The organism is Mycolicibacter arupensis (assembly GCF_002086515.1).
Classification (GTDB): Bacteria; Actinomycetota; Actinomycetes; order Mycobacteriales; family Mycobacteriaceae; genus Mycobacterium; species Mycobacterium arupense.
In genome coordinates, this window is sequence record NZ_MVHH01000009.1 from 58133 (window position 1) to 82622 (window position 24490).

At 67.8% G+C, this 24490-nt stretch carries 23 protein-coding genes; 10 read left to right on the forward strand and 13 right to left on the reverse strand.

The window, feature by feature from the left end:
* Positions 1-99: 99 nt before the first annotated feature.
* Positions 100-1023: a hypothetical protein gene (locus BST15_RS06635; RefSeq protein WP_046188682.1), complete on the reverse strand. Its 924-nt coding sequence runs from the start codon at positions 1021-1023 to the stop codon at positions 100-102.
* A gap of 115 nt (positions 1024-1138) precedes the next feature.
* On the opposite strand from BST15_RS06635, the gene BST15_RS06640 reads away from it, so the two are divergent.
* Positions 1139-2521 (forward strand): NADP-dependent succinic semialdehyde dehydrogenase, encoded by a 1383-nt coding sequence (locus tag BST15_RS06640; protein WP_046188683.1) that lies wholly within the window; start codon positions 1139-1141, stop codon positions 2519-2521.
* Positions 2522-2530: 9 nt separating this feature from the next.
* On the opposite strand, the gene wrbA is transcribed toward BST15_RS06640, so the two are convergent.
* Genes wrbA through BST15_RS06655 form a run of 3 tightly spaced genes read right to left on the reverse strand, consistent with a single transcriptional unit; the run spans position 2531 to position 4856 of the window.
* Positions 2531-3133, reverse strand: a complete 603-nt coding sequence (gene wrbA, locus BST15_RS06645; RefSeq protein ID WP_046188684.1) for an NAD(P)H:quinone oxidoreductase — start codon at positions 3131-3133, stop codon at positions 2531-2533.
* 29 nt (positions 3134-3162) lie between these two features.
* Complete coding sequence (locus tag BST15_RS06650) at positions 3163-3762, reverse strand: CE1759 family FMN reductase (RefSeq protein ID WP_046188685.1); 600 nt, start codon at positions 3760-3762, stop codon at positions 3163-3165.
* Positions 3759-4856, reverse strand: coding sequence for an LLM class flavin-dependent oxidoreductase (locus tag BST15_RS06655; protein WP_046188700.1), 1098 nt, complete (start codon positions 4854-4856; stop codon positions 3759-3761). The genes BST15_RS06650 and BST15_RS06655 overlap by 4 nt, the downstream gene beginning before the upstream one ends.
* Before the next feature lie 158 nt (positions 4857-5014).
* Between BST15_RS06655 and BST15_RS06660 the strand changes: the two genes are divergently transcribed.
* Together BST15_RS06660 and BST15_RS06665 are read left to right on the forward strand one after the other, a co-directional pair.
* On the forward strand, positions 5015-5470 hold the full coding sequence (locus BST15_RS06660) for a MarR family winged helix-turn-helix transcriptional regulator (RefSeq protein ID WP_046188686.1): 456 nt from the start codon (positions 5015-5017) through the stop codon (positions 5468-5470).
* 53 nt (positions 5471-5523) lie between these two features.
* On the forward strand, positions 5524-6501 hold the full coding sequence (locus BST15_RS06665; protein WP_046188687.1) for a phosphotriesterase family protein: 978 nt from the start codon (positions 5524-5526) through the stop codon (positions 6499-6501).
* Between the two features lie 10 nt (positions 6502-6511).
* Here BST15_RS06665 and BST15_RS06670 read toward each other — a convergent pair whose 3' ends face one another.
* Positions 6512-7123, reverse strand: coding sequence for a TetR/AcrR family transcriptional regulator (locus tag BST15_RS06670; protein ID WP_046188688.1), 612 nt, complete (start codon positions 7121-7123; stop codon positions 6512-6514).
* 60 nt (positions 7124-7183) lie between these two features.
* Between BST15_RS06670 and BST15_RS06675 the strand changes: the two genes are divergently transcribed.
* Positions 7184-8512, forward strand: a complete 1329-nt coding sequence (locus BST15_RS06675) for an oxygenase MpaB family protein (protein WP_046188689.1) — start codon at positions 7184-7186, stop codon at positions 8510-8512.
* Positions 8513-8519: 7 nt separating this feature from the next.
* Here BST15_RS06675 and BST15_RS06680 read toward each other — a convergent pair whose 3' ends face one another.
* A complete protein-coding gene (locus BST15_RS06680) occupies positions 8520-9113 on the reverse strand; it encodes a TetR/AcrR family transcriptional regulator (RefSeq protein WP_046188701.1) in 594 nt (197 codons plus the stop codon).
* Positions 9114-9252: 139 nt separating this feature from the next.
* On the opposite strand from BST15_RS06680, the gene BST15_RS06685 reads away from it, so the two are divergent.
* Positions 9253-10581 (forward strand): oxygenase MpaB family protein, encoded by a 1329-nt coding sequence (locus BST15_RS06685; protein WP_046188690.1) that lies wholly within the window; start codon positions 9253-9255, stop codon positions 10579-10581.
* Here the strand turns inward: BST15_RS06685 and BST15_RS06690 are convergent.
* Positions 10518-11708 carry an acyltransferase family protein gene (locus tag BST15_RS06690; protein ID WP_234708208.1) on the reverse strand — a complete coding sequence of 397 codons (1191 nt, stop codon included), beginning with the start codon at positions 11706-11708 and terminating at the stop codon, positions 10518-10520. The genes BST15_RS06685 and BST15_RS06690 overlap by 64 nt on opposite strands.
* A gap of 102 nt (positions 11709-11810) precedes the next feature.
* Here BST15_RS06690 and pgfA point away from each other — a divergent pair, with 102 nt between their 5' ends.
* Positions 11811-13073 carry a cell envelope lipid trafficking protein PgfA gene (gene pgfA / locus BST15_RS06695; RefSeq protein WP_052751372.1) on the forward strand — a complete coding sequence of 421 codons (1263 nt, stop codon included), beginning with the start codon at positions 11811-11813 and terminating at the stop codon, positions 13071-13073.
* Between the two features lie 7 nt (positions 13074-13080).
* Positions 13081-14778 (forward strand): MmpA family trehalose lipid delivery protein, encoded by a 1698-nt coding sequence (locus tag BST15_RS06700; protein WP_046686358.1) that lies wholly within the window; start codon positions 13081-13083, stop codon positions 14776-14778.
* Here BST15_RS06700 and BST15_RS06705 read toward each other — a convergent pair.
* Together BST15_RS06705 and BST15_RS06710 are read right to left on the reverse strand one after the other, a co-directional pair.
* Entirely contained in the window at positions 14775-15554 is a 780-nt protein-coding gene (locus BST15_RS06705; protein WP_046190768.1) for a PhzF family phenazine biosynthesis protein, read from the reverse strand. The two genes, BST15_RS06700 and BST15_RS06705, sit on opposite strands and share 4 nt — an antisense overlap.
* Complete coding sequence (locus tag BST15_RS06710) at positions 15555-15980, reverse strand: thiol-disulfide oxidoreductase DCC family protein (protein WP_046190767.1); 426 nt, start codon at positions 15978-15980, stop codon at positions 15555-15557.
* Between the two features lie 79 nt (positions 15981-16059).
* Here BST15_RS06710 and BST15_RS06715 point away from each other — a divergent pair, with 79 nt between their 5' ends.
* Positions 16060-17391, forward strand: a complete 1332-nt coding sequence (locus BST15_RS06715) for an amidase (RefSeq protein WP_046190766.1) — start codon at positions 16060-16062, stop codon at positions 17389-17391.
* 34 nt (positions 17392-17425) lie between these two features.
* Here BST15_RS06715 and BST15_RS06720 read toward each other — a convergent pair whose 3' ends face one another.
* Positions 17426-18580 (reverse strand): glycosyltransferase family 4 protein, encoded by a 1155-nt coding sequence (locus BST15_RS06720; protein WP_046190772.1) that lies wholly within the window; start codon positions 18578-18580, stop codon positions 17426-17428.
* A 116-nt stretch (positions 18581-18696) separates the two neighbouring features.
* Between BST15_RS06720 and BST15_RS06725 the strand changes: the two genes are divergently transcribed.
* Both BST15_RS06725 and BST15_RS06730 read left to right on the forward strand, forming a co-directional pair.
* Positions 18697-19473 (forward strand): class I SAM-dependent methyltransferase, encoded by a 777-nt coding sequence (locus tag BST15_RS06725; protein WP_046190765.1) that lies wholly within the window; start codon positions 18697-18699, stop codon positions 19471-19473.
* 46 nt (positions 19474-19519) lie between these two features.
* On the forward strand, positions 19520-20989 hold the full coding sequence (locus tag BST15_RS06730) for an aldehyde dehydrogenase (RefSeq protein ID WP_046190764.1): 1470 nt from the start codon (positions 19520-19522) through the stop codon (positions 20987-20989).
* 84 nt (positions 20990-21073) lie between these two features.
* Here BST15_RS06730 and BST15_RS06735 read toward each other — a convergent pair whose 3' ends face one another.
* From BST15_RS06735 to BST15_RS06745, 3 genes are read right to left on the reverse strand one after another with little or no spacing between them, the layout of a single operon-like run.
* Positions 21074-22909, reverse strand: coding sequence for an acyl-CoA dehydrogenase (locus BST15_RS06735; RefSeq protein ID WP_046190771.1), 1836 nt, complete (start codon positions 22907-22909; stop codon positions 21074-21076).
* Positions 22910-22959: 50 nt separating this feature from the next.
* On the reverse strand, positions 22960-23586 hold the full coding sequence (locus BST15_RS06740; protein WP_052751373.1) for a S1 family peptidase: 627 nt from the start codon (positions 23584-23586) through the stop codon (positions 22960-22962).
* Positions 23586-24485: an arylamine N-acetyltransferase family protein gene (locus BST15_RS06745; RefSeq protein ID WP_083070873.1), complete on the reverse strand. Its 900-nt coding sequence runs from the start codon at positions 24483-24485 to the stop codon at positions 23586-23588. The genes BST15_RS06740 and BST15_RS06745 overlap by 1 nt, the downstream gene beginning before the upstream one ends.
* Positions 24486-24490: the final 5 nt, after the last annotated feature.

The window sequence follows — 24490 nt, forward strand, 5'->3', positions numbered from 1 at the left end:
CTCGACGGAGTCGAGGGCAGCGAGCCACCGCCCTAGGCCAAGCCCGACGGAGTCGAGGGCAGCGGGCCACCGCCATAGGCCGAGCCGACCGCGATCGAGCTACTGCGCAGCCTCGAGCTTCTCGATCTGCGTGTTGAACAGCTTGACCAGGTCTTCTGCCTGTGCCTGCTCGTCCGATTCGCCGTCCTCCATCCGCAGACCGACGTTGTTGCTGGTCGCCACGACCAGCACACCGCGGTAATAGCCCGAGATGGTGGCGGCCGTGATCGAGATCGGCAATCGGCTAGCGGCCTTGCTCGCGCTGGTGATCACCGTCGCGACCGCCCAGGGCGGCACTCCCTCCGCATCGAGAGTGTTCAACTGGATGTCGGTGGTCACCGACCGACCGCCCTGCTCGAACGTCTGGGTGAACGTCTTGCACTTGTCCACGAATCGCTTCAGATTCGGGTGGTCCGGCGTGAGTGCCAGGCGCACCCGCATGGTGCGCAAGCCGCCGGGCTGCAGCTTCGCCAGCGTCGCCGTCGCCGTCTGCGTGGCGGTCGACGGACTGGAGTAGAAGTCCGCGCATTCCGGCGGGTCGACGGTCAGGTTGGGCATGTCCGGCGGAGCGTCACCGGCGCTGTCCACCCCGCTGATCCACTTGCCGCCGGTCGGGTCCGGGAACGCGGCCCGCTCGACCAACATCTCCGACGTCAAAGTCGTGATGTCGGGCTTGCGGGACGGCTTGTCCTCGGCGGTGAACCGGCCGCCGAGGCTCAGCACCAGCCCCAGTGCCACCACGATCGCCACACCGGCGGCCCCCAGCGACAGCCACAAACCCCTGCGCGACCTGGGCTCGGGGCCCGGAGGTGGCCACGGCGCGCCATAGGGCGGGTACACACCCGGGGGAACGTCGGCGCCGTCTTGCACCCACAACTGCCAGCCGGGCGGCGGGGGCGGCCACGTCGGATCTGGCGCCCAGTTAGCGTCCGGCGCCCAGCCAGGTGGCGCGGGCGGCCAGTTGGGCGGTGGGTTGAAACGCATCAGGCAACTCCCGTGATCGATCTAGTGACCCTGGCTCGTCGCGAGCCTACGCGGTCAGAAGATGGCAGGCTGGACATGCAGTCGTCCTATCGCAGCACCCCGTAGGAGGTTCCGCGTGCCCGCCACACCCATCGCCACCACCAACCCGGCCACCGGCGAGACGGTCAAGACGTTCCCCGCCGCCAGCGACGCGGAAGTCGACGCCGCGATCGCCCGCGCGGCGCATCGCTTCCTCGAATACCGGCGCACCGATTTCGCGCAGCGCGCCCGGTGGATGCACGCCGCGGCTGATCTGTTGGAGTCCGAAGCCGATGACGTCGCCGCCCTGATGACGCTGGAGATGGGCAAGACCCTGGTCTCGGCCAAAGCCGAGGCGCTCAAGTGCGTCAAGGGCTTCCGCTTCTACGCCGACCACACTGCGACGCTGCTGGCCGACGAGGAGGCCGACGCGTCGAAGGTGAACGCGTCCCGGGCATTCGCCCGCTACCAGCCGCTCGGGGTGATCCTGGCGGTCATGCCGTGGAACTTCCCGCTGTGGCAGGCGGTGCGGTTCGCCGCACCTGCCCTGATGGCCGGCAACGTGGGACTGCTCAAGCACGCGTCGAACGTGCCTCAGACCGCCCTCTACCTCGCCGACGTGCTGGCCCGCGCGGGTTTTCCCGACGGCTGCTTCCAGACCTTGCTGATCTCCTCGGGCGCCGTCGAGCGCGTCCTACGCGACCCCCGAGTGGCGGCGGCAACCCTGACCGGCAGCGAACCCGCCGGACGCTCGGTCGCCGCGATCGCCGGAGACGAGATCAAACCCACCGTGCTGGAGTTGGGCGGCAGCGACCCGTTCATCGTGATGCCCTCAGCCGACCTGGACTCCGCGGTACGCACCGCCGTCACCGGGCGAGTGCAGAACAACGGCCAATCCTGCATCGCGGCAAAGCGATTCATCGTCCACACCGATATCTACGACGAGTTCGTCACCGCATTCGTCGCCCAGATGTCCGCGCTTCGGGTCGGCGATCCGACCGACCCGGACACCGATGTCGGGCCGCTGGCCACCGAAGGGGGCCGGGACGAGGTCGCCCAGCAGGTCGATGCGGCGGCCGCCGGTGGCGCGGTGATCCGGTGCGGCGGCAAGCGGCTGAACCGGCCTGGCTGGTTCTATCCGCCCACCGTGATCACCGACATCACCCGGGACATGCCGATCTTCACCGAAGAGGTCTTCGGCCCGGTGGCATCGGTGTACCGCGCCCGCGACATCGACGAGGCCATCGCGATCGCCAACGACAGCCCGTTCGGGCTGGGGTCCAACGCCTGGACCCGCGACGAGGCCGAGATCAGCCGCTTCGCCGAGGAGATCGAAGCCGGTCAGGTCTTCATCAACGGGATGACGGTGTCCTACCCGGAGTTGCCGTTCGGTGGCATCAAGCGTTCCGGATATGGCCGAGAGCTCTCGGCGCACGGGATCCGCGAGTTCTGCAACCTCAAGACGGTGTGGGTGGGCTGAGGCCGGCGATCAGCCCGCCGTGAGTTTCGCGGCAACGCCCACCACCCGGGTGGCCAGGTGGTCCAGTGCTGCCAGGGTGGCATCGTCGAGCGAATTCTGGTTGTCCGGCCCGGTGATGTGCCCCACGCCATAAGGGTTGCCGTCGGCGAACTTGATCGGGTCGGTGTAGCCCGGCGGCACCAGAATGCCCCCGAAGTGCATCAGGGACACATAGAGGTTCAACAGCGTGGCTTCCTGCCCACCGTGAGCGGTCTGACTCGAGGTGAACCCGGCATAGACCTTGTCGGCGAGTTCGCCCTTGGCCCACAGCCCACCCAATCCATCGAGAAAATTGCGGAACTGCGCTGCGGGGGAACCGAACCGGGTGGGCGATCCGAAGATGACGGCGTCGGCCCAGACGATGTCGTCGCCGGTGGCCGCGGGCAGATCCTTGGTTGCCGCGTGGTTGGCGGTCCACGCCGGGTTTCCGGCGAAAGTCTCCGGATCGCGGGTCTCGGCGATGTGCCGCACCCGGACCTCCGCACCGGCCGCCTCGCCGGCCTGAGCCACCCGCTGCGCCATCGCGGTGCCGTGGCCGGTGGCCGAGTAGTAGATAACCGCCAACTTCGTCATTGCCATCTCTCCCTTGTCAGTTGTGTCAGTCAGCGCGTGCCGGTCAGCAAGCCCTGAATCTCGGTCAGTTCATCGGCGAACTGGTCTGGGTGCGGCCGAGGACCGCTCACTCGCACCAGGCGGGCGAAATCTCTTGCTGCGCTGGCGATTCGCTCAGACAACGCCGCTCCGGATCGATCCGCTCCGAAGTCCGAAGTGGCGGCGTACACCCCGGTAGGCGAAACCAGGGCGTGCAGATAGCTGAACATCGGCCGCAGCGCATGGTCAAGCACCAAGGAGTGCCGCTCGGTTCCTCCGGTGGCAGCGATCAACACCGGCAGCCCGTCGAGGGTCTGCTCGGGAAGCACATCGAAGAACGACTTGAACAGTCCGCTGAATGTGGCATTGAACGTCGGCGTCACCGCGATCACTCCGTCACTGCCGGCGATGGCGTCGAACACCTCGGCCAGCTCCGGCGAGGCGAACCCAGTCACCAGCGCATCGGTGATCGCACGGGCCAGCCGGCGCAGTTCGATGACCTCAACGTCAGCCTCGCCGAGCTCGGCACCTACTGCCGTAGCGAGCCGGTCGACCAGCAGTCGGGTGGTCGACGGCTCACGCAGGCCGCCGCTGATGGCAACCACTCTCATGATGCCTCCTGAATCTGTGGTTGCCGCGCCGCGGCGACCAGGGACTGATGCGTGGGCGCACCGGGAACATGCGCGGGCCGACCGACGGCGAATTCCTTGCGCAACACCGGAATGACATGCTCGCCCAGCAGATCGAGCTGCTCCAGAACGGTCTTGAGCGGCAGGCCTGCATGATCCAGCAGGAACAGCTGGCGTTGGTAGTCACCGACATAGTCCCGGAAGCTCAAGGTCTTGTCGATCACCTGCTGGGGCGACCCGACCGTCAGCGGCGTCTGGGCACTGAACTCCTCCAGGCTAGGGCCGTGCCCGTAGACCGGGGCATTGTCGAAGTACGGCCGGAATTCATTCACGGCGTCTTGACTGTTGGGCCGCAGGAACACCTGGCCGCCCAGGCCCACGATCGCCTGGTCGGCACCTCCGTGGCCGTAGTGCTCGAAGCGCTGACGGTAGAGCTGCACCATCGCCTTGGTGTGTGATGGCGGCCAGAAGATGTGGTTTGCGAAGAACCCATCACCGTAATGTGCTGCCAGTTCTGCGATTTCGGGACTGCGAATCGACCCGTGCCAGACGAACGGCGGAACTGAATCCAGCGGACGCGGCGCCAGGGTGAACCCCCGCAGCGGGGTGCGGTACTGCCCGCTCCAGTCGACGACGTCCTCGCGCCACAGCCGGCGCAGCAGCTGGTAATTCTCCACCGTCAGCGGCAGCGCGGCGCGGATGTCCTTGCCGAACCAGGGATAGACGGGGCCGGTGTTGCCGCGCCCCAACATCAGGTCCACTCGTCCGTCGGCGAGATGCTGCAGCACGCTGTAGTCCTCGGCGATCTTCACCGGGTCGTTGGTGGTGATCAGCGTGGTGGAGGTGGTCAGTTCGATCCGCTCGGTCTGCGCCGCGATGTAGCCCAGCAGGGTCGTCGGCGACGACGGCACGAACGGCGGGTTGTGGTGCTCGCCGGTGGCGAAGACGTCTAGGCCCACCTCTTCGGCCTTCTTGGCGATCGTGACGGTCGCCTTGATCCGTTCGGCTTCGGTCGGCACGCGACCAGTGGTGGGGTCGACGGTGACGTCACCGACGGTGAAGATGCCGAACTGCATACCGGTGCTCGTCACGGCGGGGCCTCCTTGGCTCGTTGCTGATCACTGTAGCTGATAGTTGCTAACGCAACTACTTTGTCCGGCATTCCCGACGGTATGCCCTGTTTAAACAGGTGACGCGCCTGGCAGATCGACACGTCGTCAACTATATTTAGGGCATGGCGACCCAATGGCTCAGCGAGGAGGAGCAGCGGATGTGGCGCGGTTACCTCGACAGCACACGACTGCTGCTGCGCAGCCTGGACCGGCAACTGTCCGCCGACGCAGGCATCAGCCTGGCCGATTTCGAGATCCTGGCACTGCTGTCGGAGGCTCCGGCGCACCGACTGCGAATGAACGAGTTGGCCGATATGACCGTGACCACGCGCAGCGGTGTCACCCGCGCGGTCAAGCGATTGACCGATGCCGGCTGGGTCCAGCAGGTCAGGTGCGAGCAGGACAAGCGCGGCTTGTTCGCCGAGCTCACCGGATCGGGCGCCGACAAGCTGCGGGCAGCCGCGCCCGGACATGTGCACGCGGTGCGTGCGGGCCTGTTCGATTCACTGAGTCCCCGCGAAGTGGAGTTGTTCACCCACTCCTACGCGCGAATCCGCGACAACCTGTTGGAGCACTAGGCGATTCTCTGCGAACGCGACCGGCCGTCGGGGATGCTCCCTACGATCGGGCCATGTCGCAATGCCATACCGCGCGCGGGCCGATCGACACCGCAGATCTGGGCGTGACCCTGATGCACGAACACGTGTTCATCATGACCACCGAGATCGCCCAGAACTATCCGGAGGCCTGGGGCGACGAGGATGCCCGGGTGGCCGATGCGATCACCCGGCTCAACGAGTTGAAGGCCGCCGGAGTCGACACGATTGTCGACCTGACGGTGATCGGGCTGGGCCGCTACATTCCCCGGATCGCCCGGGTGGCGGCGGGTACCGCACTCAACATCGTGGTCGCCACCGGCATCTACACCTACAACGATGTGCCGTTCTTCTATCACTATCGCGGCCCCGGCACCCTGCTGGACGGCCCAGAGATCATGGCCGACATGTTCGTTCGCGACATCGAGTCCGGCATCGCAGACACGGGGATCAAAGCGGGAATCCTCAAGTGCGCCACCGACGAACCCGGCGTGACTCCCGGGGTGGAGCGGGTGCTGCGCGCGGTGGCGCAAGCCCATCGCCGCACCGGGGCCCCGATATCCACCCACACCCACGCCGGCTCCCGCCGCGGCCTCGAGCAACAGCGCATCTTCGAAGAAGAAGGGGTGGACCTGTCCCGGGTGGTGATCGGGCACTCCGGGGACAGTACCGACCTGGGCTACCTGGAGGAGCTGATCGCGGCCGGCTCCTATCTGGGCATGGACCGATTCGGCATCGACGCGATCCTGCCGTTCGAGGACCGCGTCAACACGGTGGCGCAGCTCTGCGAACGCGGCCACGCCGACAAGATGGTGCTCTCCCACGACGCAAACTGCTACTTCGATGCGTTACCAGGCGAACTGAGTTCGGTGACCGCCCCGAACTGGCACTATCTGCATATCCACAACGACGTCATCCCCGCCCTTCGCCAACGTGGCGTCACCGAAGCGCAGCTGCACACCATGCTGGTCGACAACCCGCGCAGAATACTGGCGCACAACGGCGGCTACTGACCCCTCGCCGTCACCGCACCGGGGTGCCGGCACGCAACGCCAGCGACCCGGCCAGCGCGTGCAGCCGCTCGCGGGTGGCGGCGGCAGGATCGCGGAGCCGCAACTGCAGGAGTTCGCGCGCGGCCGCCTGCAGCACCCGGGCGGTGTAGTCGGCGTCGGGTTGGTCGGGGTAGCTGCGTAGCAACTCACTGACCAAGTAGGCGTGCACGATCTCTTGGGCCTGCCCAAGTCGCTGGTGCAGTTCCGGCGGCGCGCCTTGGGGCGGGAACAGGAAGAGTCGCCAGGTCGCGGGATGCGCATCGGCGGCCTTGATCACGCTGTCGAATCTGTCGACCAGGTCGTCATCCCCGCCGGAATCCGCCCCCGCGGCGATCACCTCGGCGAACTGGGCGCCCGCCCGAGCGATTTCGCGATCGATCAGGGCGACGAAGAGGCCCGCCGGGTCGCCGAACTGCTGATAGATCAGGGAGCGGTTGATCCCCGCCTCGCCCGCTATCCGATTCGGGGTGGCCGCGTGGAAACCCTCGGCATCCACGATCGCGTGGGTGACGTCGAGAATCTGACGCCGCCGGGCCTCGGCGGTCAAACGCCGCCGCGACTGCCCTGAAGACATGGTTGACATCCTAACTAACAATCTGTTACTTGTGTCACTTACAATGTGTTAGTTATCTGGAGACTCGCGATGCCGACGTACTACCCCGAGCTGGCCCACCGTGTGCGCAGTCAGCGCGAATTGCAGCCGAGTCTCTACGGCGACATCGACTTCGAGAAGCAGCCCTTCCGCACCACCACCGATCCAGCTGACCAGTCCTCACTCCCGGAGTGGGTCGCCGATCGAGCTCCCTACCTGACCGATGAACGGGCCGTCGAGCTGATCTGCACCGCGACCCTGCTGGGCGACGTGGTGGCAGACCCCTACGCGAGCCTGATGTCCGAATACAGCGTCTCTGCCCTGATCGGCATGCTTCAGTCGGCGTGCCGGAACGGCATCGATGCGGTCGCCGACGCACCGCCGGAGTTGGTGGCATTCATCGCCGACATGGAGACGACACCGCCGTGGCTGGACATGGAGCTGGTGCGTGAGGGCGCTCGGCACTCGCGAGTCCCGGCGGCCCTGATCGCGCCGTTCGTCACCCGGGGCGCGTTCATCGCCACCTTCGTCAACACCTACGCTGCGCTGCCGATGGCCCTGACCGGCGCCTTGTCCGGTCGCCGCTCGGCGCGTCGGGTCAACGAGACCGCCAGCTTCTTCGCCGTGACCACGCTGCCCGGAGCCTTGGAGCGCCACGGCCCCGGCTTCGAAGCGGCCGCCATGGTGCGCCTGATGCACTCGATGGTGCGCTACAACGCGCTCAAACGCTCGGAGAAGTGGGATGCCGACGTCTACGGCATTCCGGTGCCGCAGGTCGACCAGATGCCGGCCGGCATGATCAATCTCTACCTGCTGGCCACCGACGCCCAGCGCGCCGGGCGCACCGAATTCACCCCACGTGAGCGCGCCGTGGTCGAATTCACCCGCTACCGGGCGTTTCTTCTGGGCCTGCCCGAGGAGCTGCTGCCCACCACCGCGGGCGAGATCATCCACCTTTTCCACACCCGGGCGGCGCTGCTGCGCGACGACTTCGACGACGCCACCTGCGGGGAGATGGTGCGCTCGACCATGGCCGCCTACCTGCGACCGGTCGACACCCGGTGGGAACGTATCGCCGATGCGGTCGAGAAGAGCTACAGCAAGACAGCATTCACCAAGGCGTTCTGCAACGGCGACCGCGCGGCCGCCAAGACCAAGGGCGTCTCGATAGGCCTGGGCGACTACCTGCGCGTCGGTATCACGGCACCGTTCATCATCGGGCGTCTGATGGTTGTGCGGTGGGCCAACCGGGTCCCTGCGCTGCGTCAGATGACCGACGACTACATGGTGCGGCTCGTCAAACTGCGGCTGAAGACCTACGGCAAGCCCGAATTCACCAGCGACGCAAACGACTACACGCCCGCAGGTCAGCTGGCCTGACGCACCGTCACCAGACCAGGCGGGCGAGGTAGGTCTGCGCGTACTCGCGGACGGCGGCGGTGTCGTTGATGTCGAGGACCCCCGCCCGGTTAGTCAGCAGCGATCCCACCAGGCGCACCAGGATCTCCGCTGCGGGCAGAACCGTGTCGTCGGGCATGGTCACGCCGCACAACCGCAGCGTCGCGGCAACCAGGTGACTGGCACGCAGCAGTGCCTTCTCACCGCTGGGCGTGTTGATGCCGACAAGCAGTTCCGGCTCGGTTTCGATGATGGCGGTCGCCAGCGGGCTCTCGGTGATGCGGCGCATGGCCAGGGTGAAGCACTCCACGATGGCGCCCGCGGCATCCTGCGCCCGGGCGGCCTGTGCCAGCTCGAGGAAGAGGGCCTGGGTGTCGGTCTCCACGAGCTGCTCGAACAGCGCTTCCTTGGTGGGGAAGTGCCGGTACAACGTTCGCCGGCTCACGCCGGCACGCTGGGCGACGGCATCGATGTTGGCTCGGCGAAAAGCATGCCGCGCGAACTCCACGCGGGCGGCGTCGAGGATGGCGCCCGCCGTGCCACTCATGGGCTCACCGACATTGACTGCTGCCGGTCCGGCCATGTCGTTCATCCTGTCATGTTGCGGTTGAGCTGGGCCGACGCGCAGACCGCGGCCGGCTCGCACCCACGTGTTATCGTGGCACAAATACGCGAATTTGTGCCATTGCGCAGAGGATCCGCTCACTACCGGAGGTCTTTGGATGCCCACGCACTACCCCGAGCTCTACGAGCGCGTCCGCCGTCAGGCCGAACTGCTGCCCGAGCTCTACGCGGGCCTGGACTTCGATGTGCAGCCCTACCGCACCACGACCGACCCCAATGACGTCGCGTCGCTGCCGGGCAAGCCCGAAACCCGAGCAAAGCTGCTGGCCGACGAGGCCGCCGTCGAGCTGATTACCACGGCCACCTGGCTGGGCGACGTGGTGTCGGATTCCTATGCGGCATTGATGGGCCAGTACAGCGTCAGCACCCTGATCGGCATGCTTAAGCAGGCGTGCCGTCACGGCATCGATGCGGTGCCGGACGCGCCACCGGAGCTGGCCGCGTTCATCGCCGACATGGAGTCCACGCCGGACTGGCTGGACATGGACCTGGTGCACAAGGGCGCCGAGCACTCCCGGCTGCCGATGGCGCTGCTGGCCCCGTTCGTGGTCCGCGGCGCGTTCATCGCGACATTCCTGAACACCTATGCCGCGCTGCCCATGGCACTGACCGGTGCACTGTCGGGTAAACGCGCGGCCGGCCGGGTCAACGAGACCACCAGTTTCTTTGCCGTCACCACCCTGCCCGGCGCGCTGGATCGGTACGGACCCGGCTTTGAGGCCGCGGCCATGGTGCGGCTGATGCACTCGATGGTGCGGTTCAACGCGCTCAAGCGCTCCCCGAAGTGGGACATCGGCATCTACGGGCTACCGATTCCGCAGATCGACCAGATGCCGGCCGGGATGATCAACCTCTTTGTGCTGGCGATGGACGCCCGCCGCCAGGGACGTACGGAGTTCACGTCGAGCGAGCGCGCGCAGGTCGAGTTCACCCGCTATCGCTGCGTTCTGCTCGGGCTTCCCGAGGAGATGCTGCCGACCACACCCGACGAGATCATCCGCGTGTTCAGCGCACGCGCCGCGCTGCTGCGCGACGACTTCGACGACTCCACCTGCGGAGAGCTCGTCCGCTCGACGATGGCCGCCTACCTGCGGCAAGAGCACACCGTGAGCGAGCGCATTGCCGACGCGGTCGAAAAGAGCTACAGCAAGGCCTTCTTCGTCAAGACCTTCTGCGGCGGCAAACGCGACGTGGCCGCCAAGATGAGCGTCACCCTCAGCGCGGGCGACTATCTGCGGATCGCCCTGACGGCACCGTTTGTCACCGGCCGCCTGCTGCTGGTGCAACAGGCCGTACGCATCCCCGGCCTGCGCGGCCCGACCAACGCCTACGTGCTCCGGCTGCTCAAGAAACGGCTCAAGGCCTACGGAACGCCCGAATTCACCAGCGACGCGGCCGAGTACACCCCGTCCGGCAAGGCCGCCTGAGCGCCCTGGCCGCCTGCTTTCGGGTGGCGGGTCTCCCAGCCCCGCAACTTCTCGCGGCAGGGCTGCTCCACCAGGGCGTAACTGACCGCGGCGATCGCGACGGTGAACACCATCGTCAGCGCCAGCACCACCGCCATGTCCCCGGTGAAGGCAAATCTGCCGATCACCGGGAACACCATGTCCAGGGCCGCCAGGTGCCAGATGAAGATCCCATAGGACCATCGACCCAAGGTCACCATCGGCGCGCTGGCTAAGAACCGGTGCCGCGCGTCGGGTCGGTCCAGCACCAGCGGGGCCAACAGGGACCACGCCAGCACACCGCCCATGGCGGTGCGCACGATGAACTGGCCCACGGTCGCCGAGGTCAGCCCCTCGGGCCCCGCCAAGGGTGACGCCGCCACGACGAACGCCACCAGGGTCACGCATGCCATCGGCAGCCGTCGACGCGCCAGCCGGTGCACCCAGCCGACCGGGGTGTAGACCCACTCGGCGAGCAACATGCCTGCCCCGAACCAGCAGCCGTATGCCGGTGCCCAGTTCAGCGGGTTCACCCCGACGGGTGTGTGGATCCGCAGGAACCCCCACCCCAGGCTCAGCAGCGCCAATCCCGCGATCGCCGGTATCCGGGCACGAACCGGTAGTCGCCGTGCCCCCCAGGCCAGCAGCGGCAGCATCAGGTAGAAGCTGACCTCGACCGCCAGGCTCCACATCTGGGTCAGTCCCGGTGTCAGCGTCAGCGGCACGTATATCTGCGTCAGCGTCAGATTCGCCAGCCAGACGGTCAGGCTGGCCCCGCCCGCATCGGGCAGCAGCGCCAGGATCACCACCACGGCCACCAGGTAGGCCGGCAGAATTCGCACCACCCGCGACCGCAGGTAATGCCCGGCGGCCGGGGCGGGGCGCAGACCGCGGGCGGCCGCGGCATGCCCGCGCCACAACAGGAATCCGCTCAGCGCGAAGAACACCGCCACCGCCATGTCGAAGCGGCCCCACAGCCGTCCGCTGATGCCCGAGGAATGCCCGGTCTGAAACGCCACGTGGGTGATGACCACCCCGATCGCCGCGCAGGCCCGCATACCCTCGACAGCAGGCAGGAAGCCACGTGCGCCACCCACCTGCTGTTTCATCTCATTTCCGACCGGGGCATCGATGGACACACAGTAGCTGCTTCACCTAGTGCTGTTAGGGTCGAACAGATTTAGGTACGGATTGAAGGAGGAAGCGGCGACGTGAACCGAGCAATCATGATGCGTATCGCGGCATGCGCAGTCATGGGCCTCGGCGCCGCCCTGATGGTCGCGGCACTGTTGCTGTCCACCTACACGGTGGGCAAGATCGCGAAGATCCCGCTGGATATCGACGTCACGCTGATCGGCAACGGCAGCGGAGCGGCGTTGGACCCGGAGTCCCTCGGCGGCGAACACGCCATCGTCGACCAGGACGTCCCGCTGGTGTCCCAGCAGCAGATCACCGTCGAGTCGCCCGCCAATGCCGACGTCGTGACCCTGCAGGTCGGCTCCTCGCTGCGGCGCGCGGACCGGCAGAAGGACTCCGGCCTGCTGTTGGCGATCGTCGACACGGTCACCTTGAACCGCACGACCGCGCAGGCCATTTCGGACGACACCCACCCGGGTGGCTCGGTGCAGCGACCGCGCAATTTCGAAGACGAATCGCCGCCCACCAACATCGCGCTGCCCCACGAGGGGTTGACCTACCGGTTCCCCTTCGACACCAAGAAGCAGTCCTACGAGTACTTCGACCCGATTGCGCAGAAGGCGTACGAGGCCAACTATGAGGCCGAGGACGACGTCAACGGGCTGACCACCTACCGATTCGTGCAGAACGTCGGCTATGACAGTGACGGCAGCCTGGCCGAGCCGGTGCGCTACCCCTCGCTCTACGGCCACGACGAAGACGGTGAGATCACCGCCCCGGGCAGGATCTGGAACATCGAGGGCGCCGACCCCGACGAGGACGTCACCATGACGCGGTACTACGCCGCGCAGCGGACCATGTGGGTGGACCCGGTCTCGGGCACCATCGTGAAGTCCAAGGTGCACGCCAACCACTACTACGCCCGCGACCCGCTCAAGCCGGAGGTCGCGCTGGCCGACTACACGGTCACCAGCGCTGAAGAGACCATCGAAGCGCAGGTCAACGCGGCCCGCAACGAACGCGACCGATTTGCTCTGTGGTCGCGCATCCTGCCGATCACCTTCACCGCCGCGGGGTTGATCTGCCTGATCGGCGGCGTGCTGATCGGCTGGTTCAGCCTGCCCGCCGAGGCGGCACTGGGTCGTGCCGGGCGGGACGACGGTGGATTCTTCGGCGGTTTCGCACCCAAGGCACCCACGGCCGAACGTCCTTCGGGCGCTGAGGCCGAGACCGAAAAACTGCCGACGCAACGTCCCCAGCTGGACCGCCCGGCGGGGCCACCGGAGTCGAGCCCCCCGGATCGCGGAACCCCGGATTCGGCTCCCGACCAGCCGTAGTTCCGCGGTGGTGCGAGCCAGGCGCTGGGCTCCGCCGTGCTATGCACTTGGACTGACTCTGCTCATCCTGGCGCCCCTGCTGCGCCCGGGTTACCTGCTGCTGCGCGACGCCGTCTCGACACCGAGGTCGTATCTGACCGGATCGGCCCTGGGTCTGGGCGAAGCGGCGCCGCGCGCGGTGCCGCAGGACTTCGCGGTGGCGCTGGCATCGCGGATGTTCGACGGCGGCTCCGTGGTCAAGGCGTTGCTGTTCGCGGGCCTCTGGCTGGCCGGCTGCGGTGCCGCTCGGCTGGTCGCGGAGACGCTTCCCGAGGCCGGGCTACCCGGTCAACTGGTGGCGATCACGGTGGCGATCTGGAACCCCTATGTGGCCGAGCGCCTGCTGCAGGGCCATTGGAGCCTGCTGGTCGGGTACGGCTGCCTGCCCTGGGTGGCGGTGTGGATGCTCAGGCTGCGCTCCGGCGCCTCCGGACTGTGGGGATTGGTCTTCTTTCTGGCACTGGCCGGGCTGACCCCGACCGGACTGATTCTGGCCGCGGTGGTGGCGCTGGTCTGCGTGGCAGGGCCAGGCTGTGGACCGCCACGCTGGTGGTGCGCGGTGAGCACGGTCGCGATCGCGGCAACGGCCGCGCTGCCCTGGCTGATGGCGTTGGCCCTGAGCTCGGGGTCCGCGCGCGGCGAGGCGCTCGGGGCGACGGCGTTCGCGGCCCGTGCCGAACCCGGACTGGGCACGCTGGGCAGTCTGGCCGGGCTCGGCGGGATCTGGAACGCCGAGGCCGTGCCCGGCTCACGGCGAACGGCTTTCGCACTCGTGGCGACGGCAGTGTTCGTCGGCGTGCTGGCTGCGGGGTGGTCGGCGGTCCGAGACCTGCCCGCGGTTCGCCCACTGCTGATCCTGGCGGGCTCGACGGTGCTGCTGTTCGCGCTGTTGGCCACCGGGCCGGGCCTGGTCCTGCTGCGCTGGGCCACGGACGTCGCGCCCGGGCTCGGGATGCTGCGCGACGGCCAGAAGTGGGTTGCGCTGGCGCTGCCCGGCTACCTGCTGGCCGGGGCCGGCGCGGTCCTGCGACTGCGGGATCGGTTGCCGCCGGCGCGGGCGGCCCTGGTGTGCTGTCTGGCTCTGATCCTCGTCCTGCCCGACTTGGCCTGGGGAGTGGCAGGTCGAGTCGCTCCGGTGCACTACCCCCCGGGGTGGGCAACGGTGGCCGCCACGATCAACGCTGATCCCCGGCCGGTGGCGGTGTTGCCGGCCGACACCATGCGCCACTTCTCCTGGGCCGGAACGGCTCCGGTCCTCGATCCCTTGCCCCGCTGGGTGCGCGCCGAGGTGCTCAGCACCGGTGATCTGACGGTCGGTGACCAGAGGGTGCCCGGCGAGGGCACGCACGCCCGCGAGGTGCAGGAAGCACTGTTGTCGGGGGCCGACCCCGCCACGCTGGGCGTGAAGGGGGTGGGCTGGGTGGTCAAAGAGACGGATGTGGACGGCCAGATCGGCTCGGCGGCCAAGACACTGACGCGACTGCCGGTGTCCTACCGCGACGCCGACCTCACCGTGTACCGGGTCGGTGGTCGCGCGCCCAAGGCCGCGGCCGGCGCGCGCCGGGCCGCGATCGCCGCCCACCTGGTGTGGCTGGCCATGCTGCTGGTGGGCGCGGGAGGTCTGGCGGTGACGTCGATACGCCGACGCGTACGCGACTGGAACTAGATGCGAAGTTCGCCGCGCAAGACGGTCACGGCGCGCCCGATCAAGATGACCCGATCGCCGTCACACCGAACCCGCAGCTCCCCGCCTCGCTCGGAGGCCTGCTCGGCCGAGAACTCCTCGACACCCAGACGCTGCGCCCACAGCGCGGCAAGGGTGCAGTGCGCCGAGCCGGTGACCGGATCCTCGGGCACTCCGAAGCGGGGCGCGAAGACCCGGCTCACGATGTCGGCCCCGCCGTCACCGGCGGCCGTCACCACGACCGCGCGTGCCTCGACCTTCGCCAGCGACGCCGTGTCCGGCCGCAGAGCACGGACCTCGGCGGCCGATCCGGCCTCCACCATCACGTCCAGGCCGCCTCGCCACACCGACCGGATGCTCACCCCGGGCAAGCCCGCCACCAGCTCCGGCGTCAGCGACTCGCTGCGCACCGGGTCCGCCGGAAAGCCCATGCTGATCGCACCGTCAGCACCCGTCGTGCAGGACAGCAGCCGGGAGCCCGCCTGGAAGCACTGATCCCCACCCAGGACATGAGCACTGGCCAAGGTGCCCGAACCGCACAATGCCAGTTCGGCAATCGGGCTGAACCACCGCAGCACCCGTGGACCAGCCTCAGCGTTGACCGGACCGATGAAAGCTGTTGCCGGCTGGTTGAACTCCGCTGCCAGCGCCTGCATCCATGAGGTGTCGGCCGGACCGTCCAGCAGCACCACCCCGGTGGGGTTCCCCCGGAACCCCACCGCGGTGAACGTGTCGACTAGATATGCCGCGACAGGCACCTAGGCGTCCAGGAAGCGGGCACGCACGCCGGGAGCCGGCAGCGGGCAGGTGTCATGCCTGCCGCCGAGCCGGTAGCGGATCGCCGCGAAGCGGTCATAGAGCCGGTCGCGCAGTCCTGCCGGAATGAGGCGCAGCGCCAGCAGCAGCCGGAAGGAACCACCGAGATAGCTCAGCACCTGCAGAGCCGCCGCCGAACGCACATCGATCCGCTCATCGGGCCAGCCTGGATTCTGGACGAAGACCATCGAATCGAGATCCTGCAGCCCCGGATGGCGCTCAATGACGGCGCGTGCGAAGTCGCTGTCCAATGCCGCGAATCGCAGCGTGCCGCGCCGGTCGAACCGCAGAATCGTCTGGACCGATCGATTGCAGATTCCGCAGACGCCGTCGTAGAGCAACACCGGCGTGGCCTGATCGTCGGGCATCGATGCACCTCCCGCTGTCTGCGCACTTTTGGGCCAGTATGCCCCGGTCCGACGCCCGAGGCCGAGATAGGGTCACGGTGTGGAGCACACGGCGACCGAGATCGCGGCTGCGGTTCACCGCGGAACGCTGACGGCCCGAACCGCGACGGAGCAGGCGCTGCACCGCATCGAGCAGACGCAGCCGGAGTTCAATGCGTGGCAGGTGATCCGCCATGACGCGGCGTTGGCCGAGGCGGATGCCGTCGATGAGCGCGCGGACCGCGGTTCGCTCCCGCTGGCGGGCGTTCCGATCGCCATCAAGGACAACATCGCCGTCGCCGGCGAACCGATGCGCGACGGCTCCCTGGCCACGATCGCCACACCGCAGACCTCCGATCACGAGATCGTTCACCGACTCCGCGCGGCCGGTGCAGTGATCGTCGGTCTTACCCGCGTCCCCGAGCTCTGCGTTTGGGGCGCAACCGATTCCGCCTTCGGCGTCACCCGAAATCCGTGGAACCTCCAGCGCACCCCCGGAGGCTCTTCCGGCGGATCCGCGGCCGCGGTCTCATCGGGGGCGGTGCCCATCGCCCACGGAAACGACGGCATGGGCTCGATTCGGATCCCCGCGGCGTGCTGCGGCTTGGTCGGCCTCAAGCCCGGTCTGGGGGTGGTGCCGGTCGGCGATCCACAGGCCTCGTGGGGCGGCATGTCGGAGAACGGACCGCTGGCGACCACGGTCGCCGACGCCGCACTGATGTTCTCGGTGATGGCCGATGACCCCGGCGCGGCGGTACTGAGCGAACCGTCCGCGCTGCGCATCGCCGTGTCGACGTCGGCTCCCGGACCGGCGACGCCGGTGGCGCGCGCGTGGGCCGAGGCGGCCCGTCGCAGCGCTGATCTGCTGCGCGCCGTTCACGTCGTTCGGTCGGCGACCCCGCGTTACCCGGCCACGCTGATGAGTACCACCGCCCTGGCGTTGTGGACCGCGGGCGTCGCCGCCGACGCACATGCATCGACCGATGTCTCGCAACTGGAACGGCGCAACCGTGTCCATGTGCGGATCGGCGATGCGGTCTACCGGCGCGGCCTTGCCCACCCCAAGGGACGCGAGGTGTGGCGGCGCCGCGCGCTGGATTTCTTCACCGACACCGATGTCTTGATCACACCGGCCCTGGCTCAACCTCCGATCAGGTCGCGACGCTGGTCCGAGCGCGGCTGGCTCGCCTCCATACTCGCCAATGCGCGCTACGCCCCCTTTGCCGCGCCCTGGAACATGGTCGGGTGGCCCGCAATGACGGTGCCCGCCGGACTCGATCATCACGGCCAACCCGTCTGCGTGCAGTTGGTCGGCAGACCAGGATCGGAACGGACTCTGCTGGGCCTCGCCGCCCAACTCGAGCAACTCCAACCCTGGCCGCGCACGCCCTGAGGAGACGTCCCGGGCTGGTCATGGGGCTCGCGCGTCAGATCACGCCGTTGACGTAGCGGCGCTCCCGGACGGCCTCCAACACCGTGTACAGGCCCTCGGCGCTCTGGCGCCAGGAGAATTCGGCGCTGCGATCCTGCGCCTTGGCGCCGAGCTGCTCACGCAGCACCGGATCGGTGAGCAGCCGGTGCAGTTGGGCGACCAGCTCGTCGCGGTCATCGACCAACACCCCGGTGACACCGTCGACAATCGAATCGGTCAACCCTCCGGAGGCCCGGTAGCCAATGGTGGGGACGCCGTGTTGGCCCGCTTCGATGACCGCCAGGCCCCAGCCCTCTTTGCGAGAGGGCAGCACGTGCACCCACGCCCGTTGCACCAGTTCATGCTTGGCGACCTCGTCCACGTGGCCGTGGAAGGTGACCGCGTCGGTGATCCCCAGCTCCGCGGCGTGCTCCCCCAGGCGTTCATCCCACCAGCCGCCGCCGATCACGTCGAGATGCAGGCCGGGCACCCGGTCCCGCAGCGCGGCGACTGCGTCCAGGGCGTCCTCGATCTGCTTGTGCGGCACCAACCGCGACAACACCACCACGCGCGGCGTCGGCGAGCGAGAGGAGGTCAGGGTGGCCGACGGCGCCTCGTCGAGGCCGTTGCGCACCACCGCGATGCGTTCGGCGCCCACCCCCAACTCGATCAGGTCACGCACCGAAGGCAGCGAGACGGTCAGGTACTGGTTGCGCCGGTTCAGCCGGGGCGACAACCGTGACTCCACCAGCCAGCCGATCCGGCTGAGCACCGGCCCGGCCACCGGCCACTGCTCACGGTGGCAGTGGTGCACCAGCACCGCCACCCGTCGGCCGTAGGCCAGCCGCGCCAGGAATGGAAGGCCGTTCTGAGTGTCGATCACCGCGTCGGGCCGTACCGCCCGCAGCGACCCGAGACCGACCCGGGCGGCGACCATGGCCGCGCCCGCCCAGAGGTACACCGTGTACGGGCCGCCGCGGCGGCTGATCCGCACCCCGTCGACGACTTCGGTTCGGGGGGCTCCCGGATAACGCGCGGTGCGCAAGGTGACCGCGACGCCGGCGGCGGCCAGCTCGGCACCGATGCGCTGCAGGTAGGTCTCGCTGCCGCCGCCCTGTGGATGCCCGGTGTCACGCCAGCACAGCAGCAGGACCGAACGCACAGCAGACACGCCCACCAGGGTAGTCGGCCGTCTCCCCTCTCCGCCGAGCGTGAAGCCAGCTGCACGTTCGGCCCGCCGGCGTGAAGCCACGTTCACGTTGGGCGGCCGACATCTAGGCTGGCTCGGTGGCCGCCACCGATTTGTTCGCGCGCCGCGCGACACTGACCCGGTCGGTGCGCCTGCTGTCGCAGTTCCGCTACGAGCAGACCGCTCCGGCCCGGTTTTACGGCGCACTGGCCAGCGACACGGCCACCATGATCACCGACCTGTGGCGGGGCACGCGCAGCGACGACCCGGCCGGCAGGACACTGCTGGACGTCGGCGGCGGGCCCGGCTACTTCGCCAGCGCGTTCGCCGCGGCGGGACTGCGCTACATCGGCGTGGAGCCCGACGCGAACGAGATGCACGCAGCGGGACCTCGACCAGCCGACGCCACCGGCAGTTTTGTCCGGGCCTCGGGTATGGCGCTGCCTTTCGCCGATGCCAGCGTCGACATCTGCCTGTCGTCCAACGTCGCCGAGCATGTGCCGCGGCCCTGGCAGCTCGGCGGCGAGATGCTGCGCGTCACCCGGCCGGGCGGGCTGGTGGTGCTGTCCTACACGGTGTGGCTGGGTCCGTTCGGCGGCCATGAGATGGGCCTGACGCACTATCTGGGTGGGCGGCGCGCCGCCCGGCGTTACACCCGCCGCCATGGCCATCCGCCGAAGAACAACTACGGCTCGTCGTTGTTCGCGGTGTCGGCCGCTGAGGGGCTGGACTGGGCCCGCCACACCGGCGCCCTGGTCGCCGCTTTCCCCCGCTATCACCCGCGATGGGCATGGCCGATCACTTCCGCGCCGGGCATTCGCGAGTTCGGCGTGAGCAATCTGGTGCTGGTTCTGCAGCCCAACCGAACCCATTGACTGCAACGTGTTCTAATCCGCCCGTCCGCTAGGTAGGGTGACGCCCATGGACTCCAGCATCACCGAATACGACACCCTCTTCATCGGCGGCAAGTGGACCGCCCCCGCGACCGATCAGGTCATTGAGGTGCACAGCCCGGCCACCGGCAAGTACGTCGGCAAGGTGCCGCTGGCCACCAAGGCCGACGTCGACAATGCCGTCGCCGCCGCCCGCGTCGCCTTCGACTCCGGACCGTGGCCGTCCACGCCGCCGGCCGAACGAGCCAAGGTCATCGCCGCCGCCATCAAGCTGATGGAAGAGCGCAAGGACCAGTTCACCGCGTTGCTGGGCGCCGAGACCGGCCAGCCCCCGCTGAGTGTCGAGACGATGCACTGGATGAGCTCGCTGGGCGCGCTGAACTTCTTCGCCGGCCCGGCCGCCGACGAGGTCACCTGGGAAGAGATCCGCACCGGCGCCTACGGCCAGACCATCGTTCGACGCGAACCGATCGGCGTGGTCGGTGCGATCGTGGCGTGGAACGTGCCGCTGTTCCTGGCGGTCAACAAGCTGGGGCCGGCGCTGCTGGCCGGGTGCACGGTGGTGCTCAAGCCGGCCGCCGAGACGCCGTTCAGCGCGAACCTGCTGGCGCAGACGTTCGCCGACGCGGGCCTGCCCGAAGGCGTGCTGTCGGTGGTGCCGGGCGGCGCCGAGACCGGCCAGGCCCTGACCTCCAACCCGGACGTGGACATCTTCTCCTTCACCGGCAGCTCCGGGGTGGGCAAGGAGATCGGCAAGCGCGCCGCAGACCTGCTCAAGCCGTGCACGCTGGAGCTCGGCGGCAAGTCGGCCTCCATCGTGCTCGAAGACGTCGACCTGGCCTCGGCCATCCCCATGCTGGTGTTCTCCGGGATCATGAACACCGGGCAGGCCTGCGTGGCACAGACTCGCATCCTGGCGCCGCGGTCCCGCTACGAGGAGATCGTGGAGGCAGTCAAGAACTTCGTCACCGCGCTGCCGGTCGGCCTGCCGGATGACCCGGGCGCCCAGATCGGTTCGCTGATCAGCGAGAAGCAGCGCGAGCGGGTTGAGGGCTACATCGCCAAGGGCATCGAGGAAGGCGCCCGGCTGGTGTGCGGCGGCGGCCGGCCCGAGGGACTGGACAGCGGCTTCTTCGTCGAGCCGACGGTGTTTGCCGACGTCGACAACTCCATGACCATCGCCCAGGAGGAGATCTTCGGGCCGGTGCTGTCGATCATCGCCTACGACACCGTGGACGACGCGATCGCGATCGCCAACGACTCGGTGTACGGACTGGCGGGCAGCGTGTGGACCGCCGACGTCCCGCGCGGGATCGAGATCGCGAGCAAGATCCGGACCGGCACCTATGGAATCAACTGGTACGCCTTCGACCCGTGCTGCCCGTTCGGCGGCTTCAAGAACTCCGGCATCGGCCGGGAGAACGGCAAAGAGGGCGTCGAGCACTTCACCCAGCAGAAGAGCGTCCTGATGCCGATGGGCTACACATTGCAGGGCTGAGAACGTCGCTCAAGGAGCAAGGCCACCGGCGGCGCGGGAGAGATCTCGATCGCGCCCGCCGGTGGCCTTACCTTTCGGCGGTGCTCAGAAGGCGTCCTCAGCCAGGTCCATCACCGCGAGGTCCTCGCTCTCCACGATGAGCCGATCCGACCCCAGCCGGGGTAGGACGTTGGCTGCGAAGAACCGTGCCGCGGCGACCTTTCCGCGGTAGAAGTTCTGTTCGTCGCCGGATGCCCCTTGGTCCAGCGCGGTCATCGCGATCTCGGCCTGCCGCAGTAACAGCCAGCCGATCACCAGGTCACCGACCGCCAGCAGAAACCGCACCGAGCCCAAGCCCACCCGATAAAGCTCACGGGGTTCCTGTTGCGACCCGAGCATGTATCCGGTCATAGCTGCCACCATGGCTCGCGCGTCGTCGAGCGCGGTCGCCAGCAGTTTGCGTGAGTCGGCCAGTTCCGGGTGACCGTCGGCGCTGTCCAGTAAGGCCTCTATCTGGCCGACCAGATGAGCCAGCGCCACACCACGATCGCGGGCGATCTTGCGAAAGAAGAAATCCTGCGCCTGGATCGCGGTGGTGCCCTCGTAGAGCGAGTCGATCTTGGCGTCGCGGATGTACTGCTCGATCGGGTAGTCCTGCAGGAAGCCCGAGCCACCGAACGTCTGTAGTGACTCGGTCAGGTATTGATAGGCCCGTTCCGAGCCGACCCCTTTGACGATGGGGAGCAGTAGGTCATTGACGCGTTCGGCCATCTCGGAGTCGGCGCCGGACACGTGCATGGCGACCTGCGGGTTCTGGTGGGCCGCGGTGTAGAGGTACAGCGCACGCATGCCTTCGGCGTAGACCTTCTGCATCATCAGGGCCCGCCGCACATCCGGGTGGTGGATGATTGTCACCCGCGGCGCGGTCTTATCTGTCATCTGCGTCAGGTCGGCCCCCTGGATGCGGGTCTTGGCATACTCCAGAGCATTGAGATACCCGGTGGACAACGTGGCGATTGCCTTGGTACCGACCATCATTCGCGCGTACTCGATGACATGGAACATCTGCGCGATCCCGTTACGGGTGTCGCCGACCAGCCACCCCTTGGCCGGGACGCCGTGCTGACCGAAGGTGAGTTCGCACGTGGTCGAAACCTTCAGCCCCATCTTGTGTTCCAACCCGGTGACGAACACGCCGTTGCGCTCGCCCGGCTCCCCGGTCTCGGGATCGGGCAGGTACTTGGGCACCAGAAACAGGCTGAGGCCCTTGGTTCCCGGCCCGGCGCCCTCGGGGCGGGCCAGGGTCATATGCATGATGTTCTCGAAGAGGTCGTCGGTGTCACCGTTGGTGATGAAGCGCTTGACACCGTCGATATGCCAGCTGCCATCGGGCTGCTCGACGGCCTTGGTGCGGCCCGCACCGACGTCCGAGCCCGCGTCGGGTTCGGTGAGCACCATGGTGGCGGCCCAGTTCCGGTCGATCGCCATGGCGGCCCAATGCCGCTGCTGCTCGTTACCCAGGTGGTAGAGGATGTTGGCGAAGATCGGGCCGGCCATAAAGATGAACACCGCGGGGTTGGCGCCCAGCGCCAGTTCGTTGATGGCCCAGGACACCATGGCAGGCGCCGGCACTCCGCCGACCTCTTCGGCCAGCCCGATTCGGAACCATTCACCCTCCTTCCAGGCCCGCAGCGATTCTTTGAAGGGCTCGGGCAGTGTCACGTGGTGAGTGGCCGGATCAAACACCGGTGGATGGCGGTCGCTGGCGGCAAAGGATTCGGCCACTGGCCCCTCGGCCAGCCGGGCGGCTTCGGCCAGCATCTGGCGAACCGTGTCGCCATCGAGATCTCCGAACGCACCGTCAGCCAGGCATTGCTCCAGCCCCAGCACTTCGAACAGATTGAATTCCAGGTCGCGCACATTGCTCTTGAAGTGACCCATCATTCCAGCATGCACCTAGTTGAAGCGCTGGTAGCCGGAATCGCGACGTTCTAACGCACCACGTGCAAACCCCACTGCCGCAGGAACGGATCCAGCAGGACGAAGTCGGTGGAATAGTCGTCGTCCACCGGTCCGCCCATCAGCAGACCGACCGCACTGACGGTGCCATCCGGATTGACCACATAGCCCGGACTGCCGCTGTCTCCGATGGTGCTGTAGACGTCGGTCTCCACAAGGTTGCCGACGATCGCCGAGACCGGCCCGCAGGTCTCACCGGTCTGCGCGCCGATCTTGCAGATCGTCATCCCCACGTGAATCTGATCGGCGGTCAACACATTGGCCACCGGGTAGCGCCCGGCGATCCTGCCGTTGGGCTGGCCGGCGGCCGGGTCGAGCCGGATGATGGCGGCGTCGCGGTCCTCGCCGTTGTTCTCGCTTGCAGTGATCCGACCCAGGGGTGTCTCGAAGACATCGGTCCACTCCGAGCCGTCATGAGAGTCGCAGTGTCCGCTGGTCAACAGGAAGTAGTCGCCAGCGTTGTTTTGAGTGACGAAGCCCGCCGTACAGCTGCTGTTGTCGTCCAGCAGCTCGATCCCGGGCATCGGCGCGCCCGACACGGGGCCGGCGAACGCCAGACCCGCGGCCGTGAGCAGTCCGGCCAGCACTGTTCTGATCATCAGGTGTCCAAGACCGCGGCCACCTTGGCCTCCACGTCGCCCAGGCCGGTCAGGTCGATGCCGAACCGGTCGGTCAGCGCCACGCACACCTGCGCGGCATCGTCGAAGCGCACCCGCTCGGTACCGCCACCGGCGTGGATGGCCAGGTGCCGCCCGCGCAGATTCCAGCGGGCGTCATCGGTCACCAGCGCCGCACTGAGGCCCACGACGAAGTTCGACTCGGGGTAGGTCGACACATACCAACTGCCCACCTGCATGTCGATCAGCGGCCGGGGCTGCATACCCAGGATGTAGAGCGGCCGCCAACGCTCACCGATCAGCGTCTCGACCACCCACTGGTCGGAGTCGCTTCCGCTCTGAAGAAGCCGAAACGGCTCGTGGGAGGTCTGCTGAACAAGATCGGAGACCATCGGGAGGGGTGACGGCGGCGTCTGCCCGCCGAAGCCGACGTCCACCAGATACCGCTGATCTGCTCCCGGGATCGTCACCGCCAGCGCCTGGTGGGTCTGCGGGCTCGGCGGGCCGTCCACTCCGTGCGGGGTCATCCACACCACCCGGGCAGCCAGCCGCTCGGCACCGTATCCGAGCTCGCAGAGCACCTCGCGCATCAGGTTGTTGTGCTCGTAGCAGTAGCCGCCGCGGGCTCGCGCCACCAGCTTGGCAGTCAGCGCGCCGGCACTGAGGTCGATCACCGGCACACCCATCAACGGATCGAGATTCTCAAAGGGGATGCGGCGGACGTGCGCGGCCACCAGGGCGGCGAGCGTGTCATGCGTGGGTTCGGTACCCCCGCGATAGCCGATGCGGTCGAAGTACGCCTGCAGGTCGATGCGGAACTCCCCTCGCTCTGGAGAACAGTGCGCTGATGGTATCCATCGCCGGGCCTGAGCCGGTAACATGGGCA

Excerpts from the sequence above, each read along its gene's own strand:
- BST15_RS06635 (WP_046188682.1), bottom strand. The coding sequence starts at position 1,023 with ATGCGTTTCAACCCACCGCCCAACTGGCCGCCCGCGCCACCTGGCTGG.
- wrbA (WP_046188684.1), bottom strand. The coding sequence starts at position 3,133 with ATGACGAAGTTGGCGGTTATCTACTACTCGGCCACCGGCCACGGCACC.
- BST15_RS06650 (WP_046188685.1), bottom strand. The coding sequence starts at position 3,762 with ATGAGAGTGGTTGCCATCAGCGGCGGCCTGCGTGAGCCGTCGACCACC.
- BST15_RS06655 (WP_046188700.1), bottom strand. The coding sequence starts at position 4,856 with ATGCAGTTCGGCATCTTCACCGTCGGTGACGTCACCGTCGACCCCACC.
- BST15_RS06660 (WP_046188686.1), top strand. The coding sequence starts at position 5,015 with ATGGCGACCCAATGGCTCAGCGAGGAGGAGCAGCGGATGTGGCGCGGT.
- BST15_RS06665 (WP_046188687.1), top strand. The coding sequence starts at position 5,524 with ATGTCGCAATGCCATACCGCGCGCGGGCCGATCGACACCGCAGATCTG.
- BST15_RS06670 (WP_046188688.1), bottom strand. The coding sequence starts at position 7,123 with ATGTCAACCATGTCTTCAGGGCAGTCGCGGCGGCGTTTGACCGCCGAG.
- BST15_RS06675 (WP_046188689.1), top strand. The coding sequence starts at position 7,184 with ATGCCGACGTACTACCCCGAGCTGGCCCACCGTGTGCGCAGTCAGCGC.
- BST15_RS06680 (WP_046188701.1), bottom strand. The coding sequence starts at position 9,113 with ATGGCCGGACCGGCAGCAGTCAATGTCGGTGAGCCCATGAGTGGCACG.
- BST15_RS06685 (WP_046188690.1), top strand. The coding sequence starts at position 9,253 with ATGCCCACGCACTACCCCGAGCTCTACGAGCGCGTCCGCCGTCAGGCC.
- BST15_RS06690 (WP_234708208.1), bottom strand. The coding sequence starts at position 11,708 with ATGAAACAGCAGGTGGGTGGCGCACGTGGCTTCCTGCCTGCTGTCGAG.
- BST15_RS06710 (WP_046190767.1), bottom strand. The coding sequence starts at position 15,980 with ATGCCCGACGATCAGGCCACGCCGGTGTTGCTCTACGACGGCGTCTGC.
- BST15_RS06730 (WP_046190764.1), top strand. The coding sequence starts at position 19,520 with ATGGACTCCAGCATCACCGAATACGACACCCTCTTCATCGGCGGCAAG.
- BST15_RS06735 (WP_046190771.1), bottom strand. The coding sequence starts at position 22,909 with ATGGGTCACTTCAAGAGCAATGTGCGCGACCTGGAATTCAATCTGTTC.
- BST15_RS06740 (WP_052751373.1), bottom strand. The coding sequence starts at position 23,586 with ATGATCAGAACAGTGCTGGCCGGACTGCTCACGGCCGCGGGTCTGGCG.
- BST15_RS06745 (WP_083070873.1), bottom strand. The coding sequence starts at position 24,485 with ATGTTACCGGCTCAGGCCCGGCGATGGATACCATCAGCGCACTGTTCT.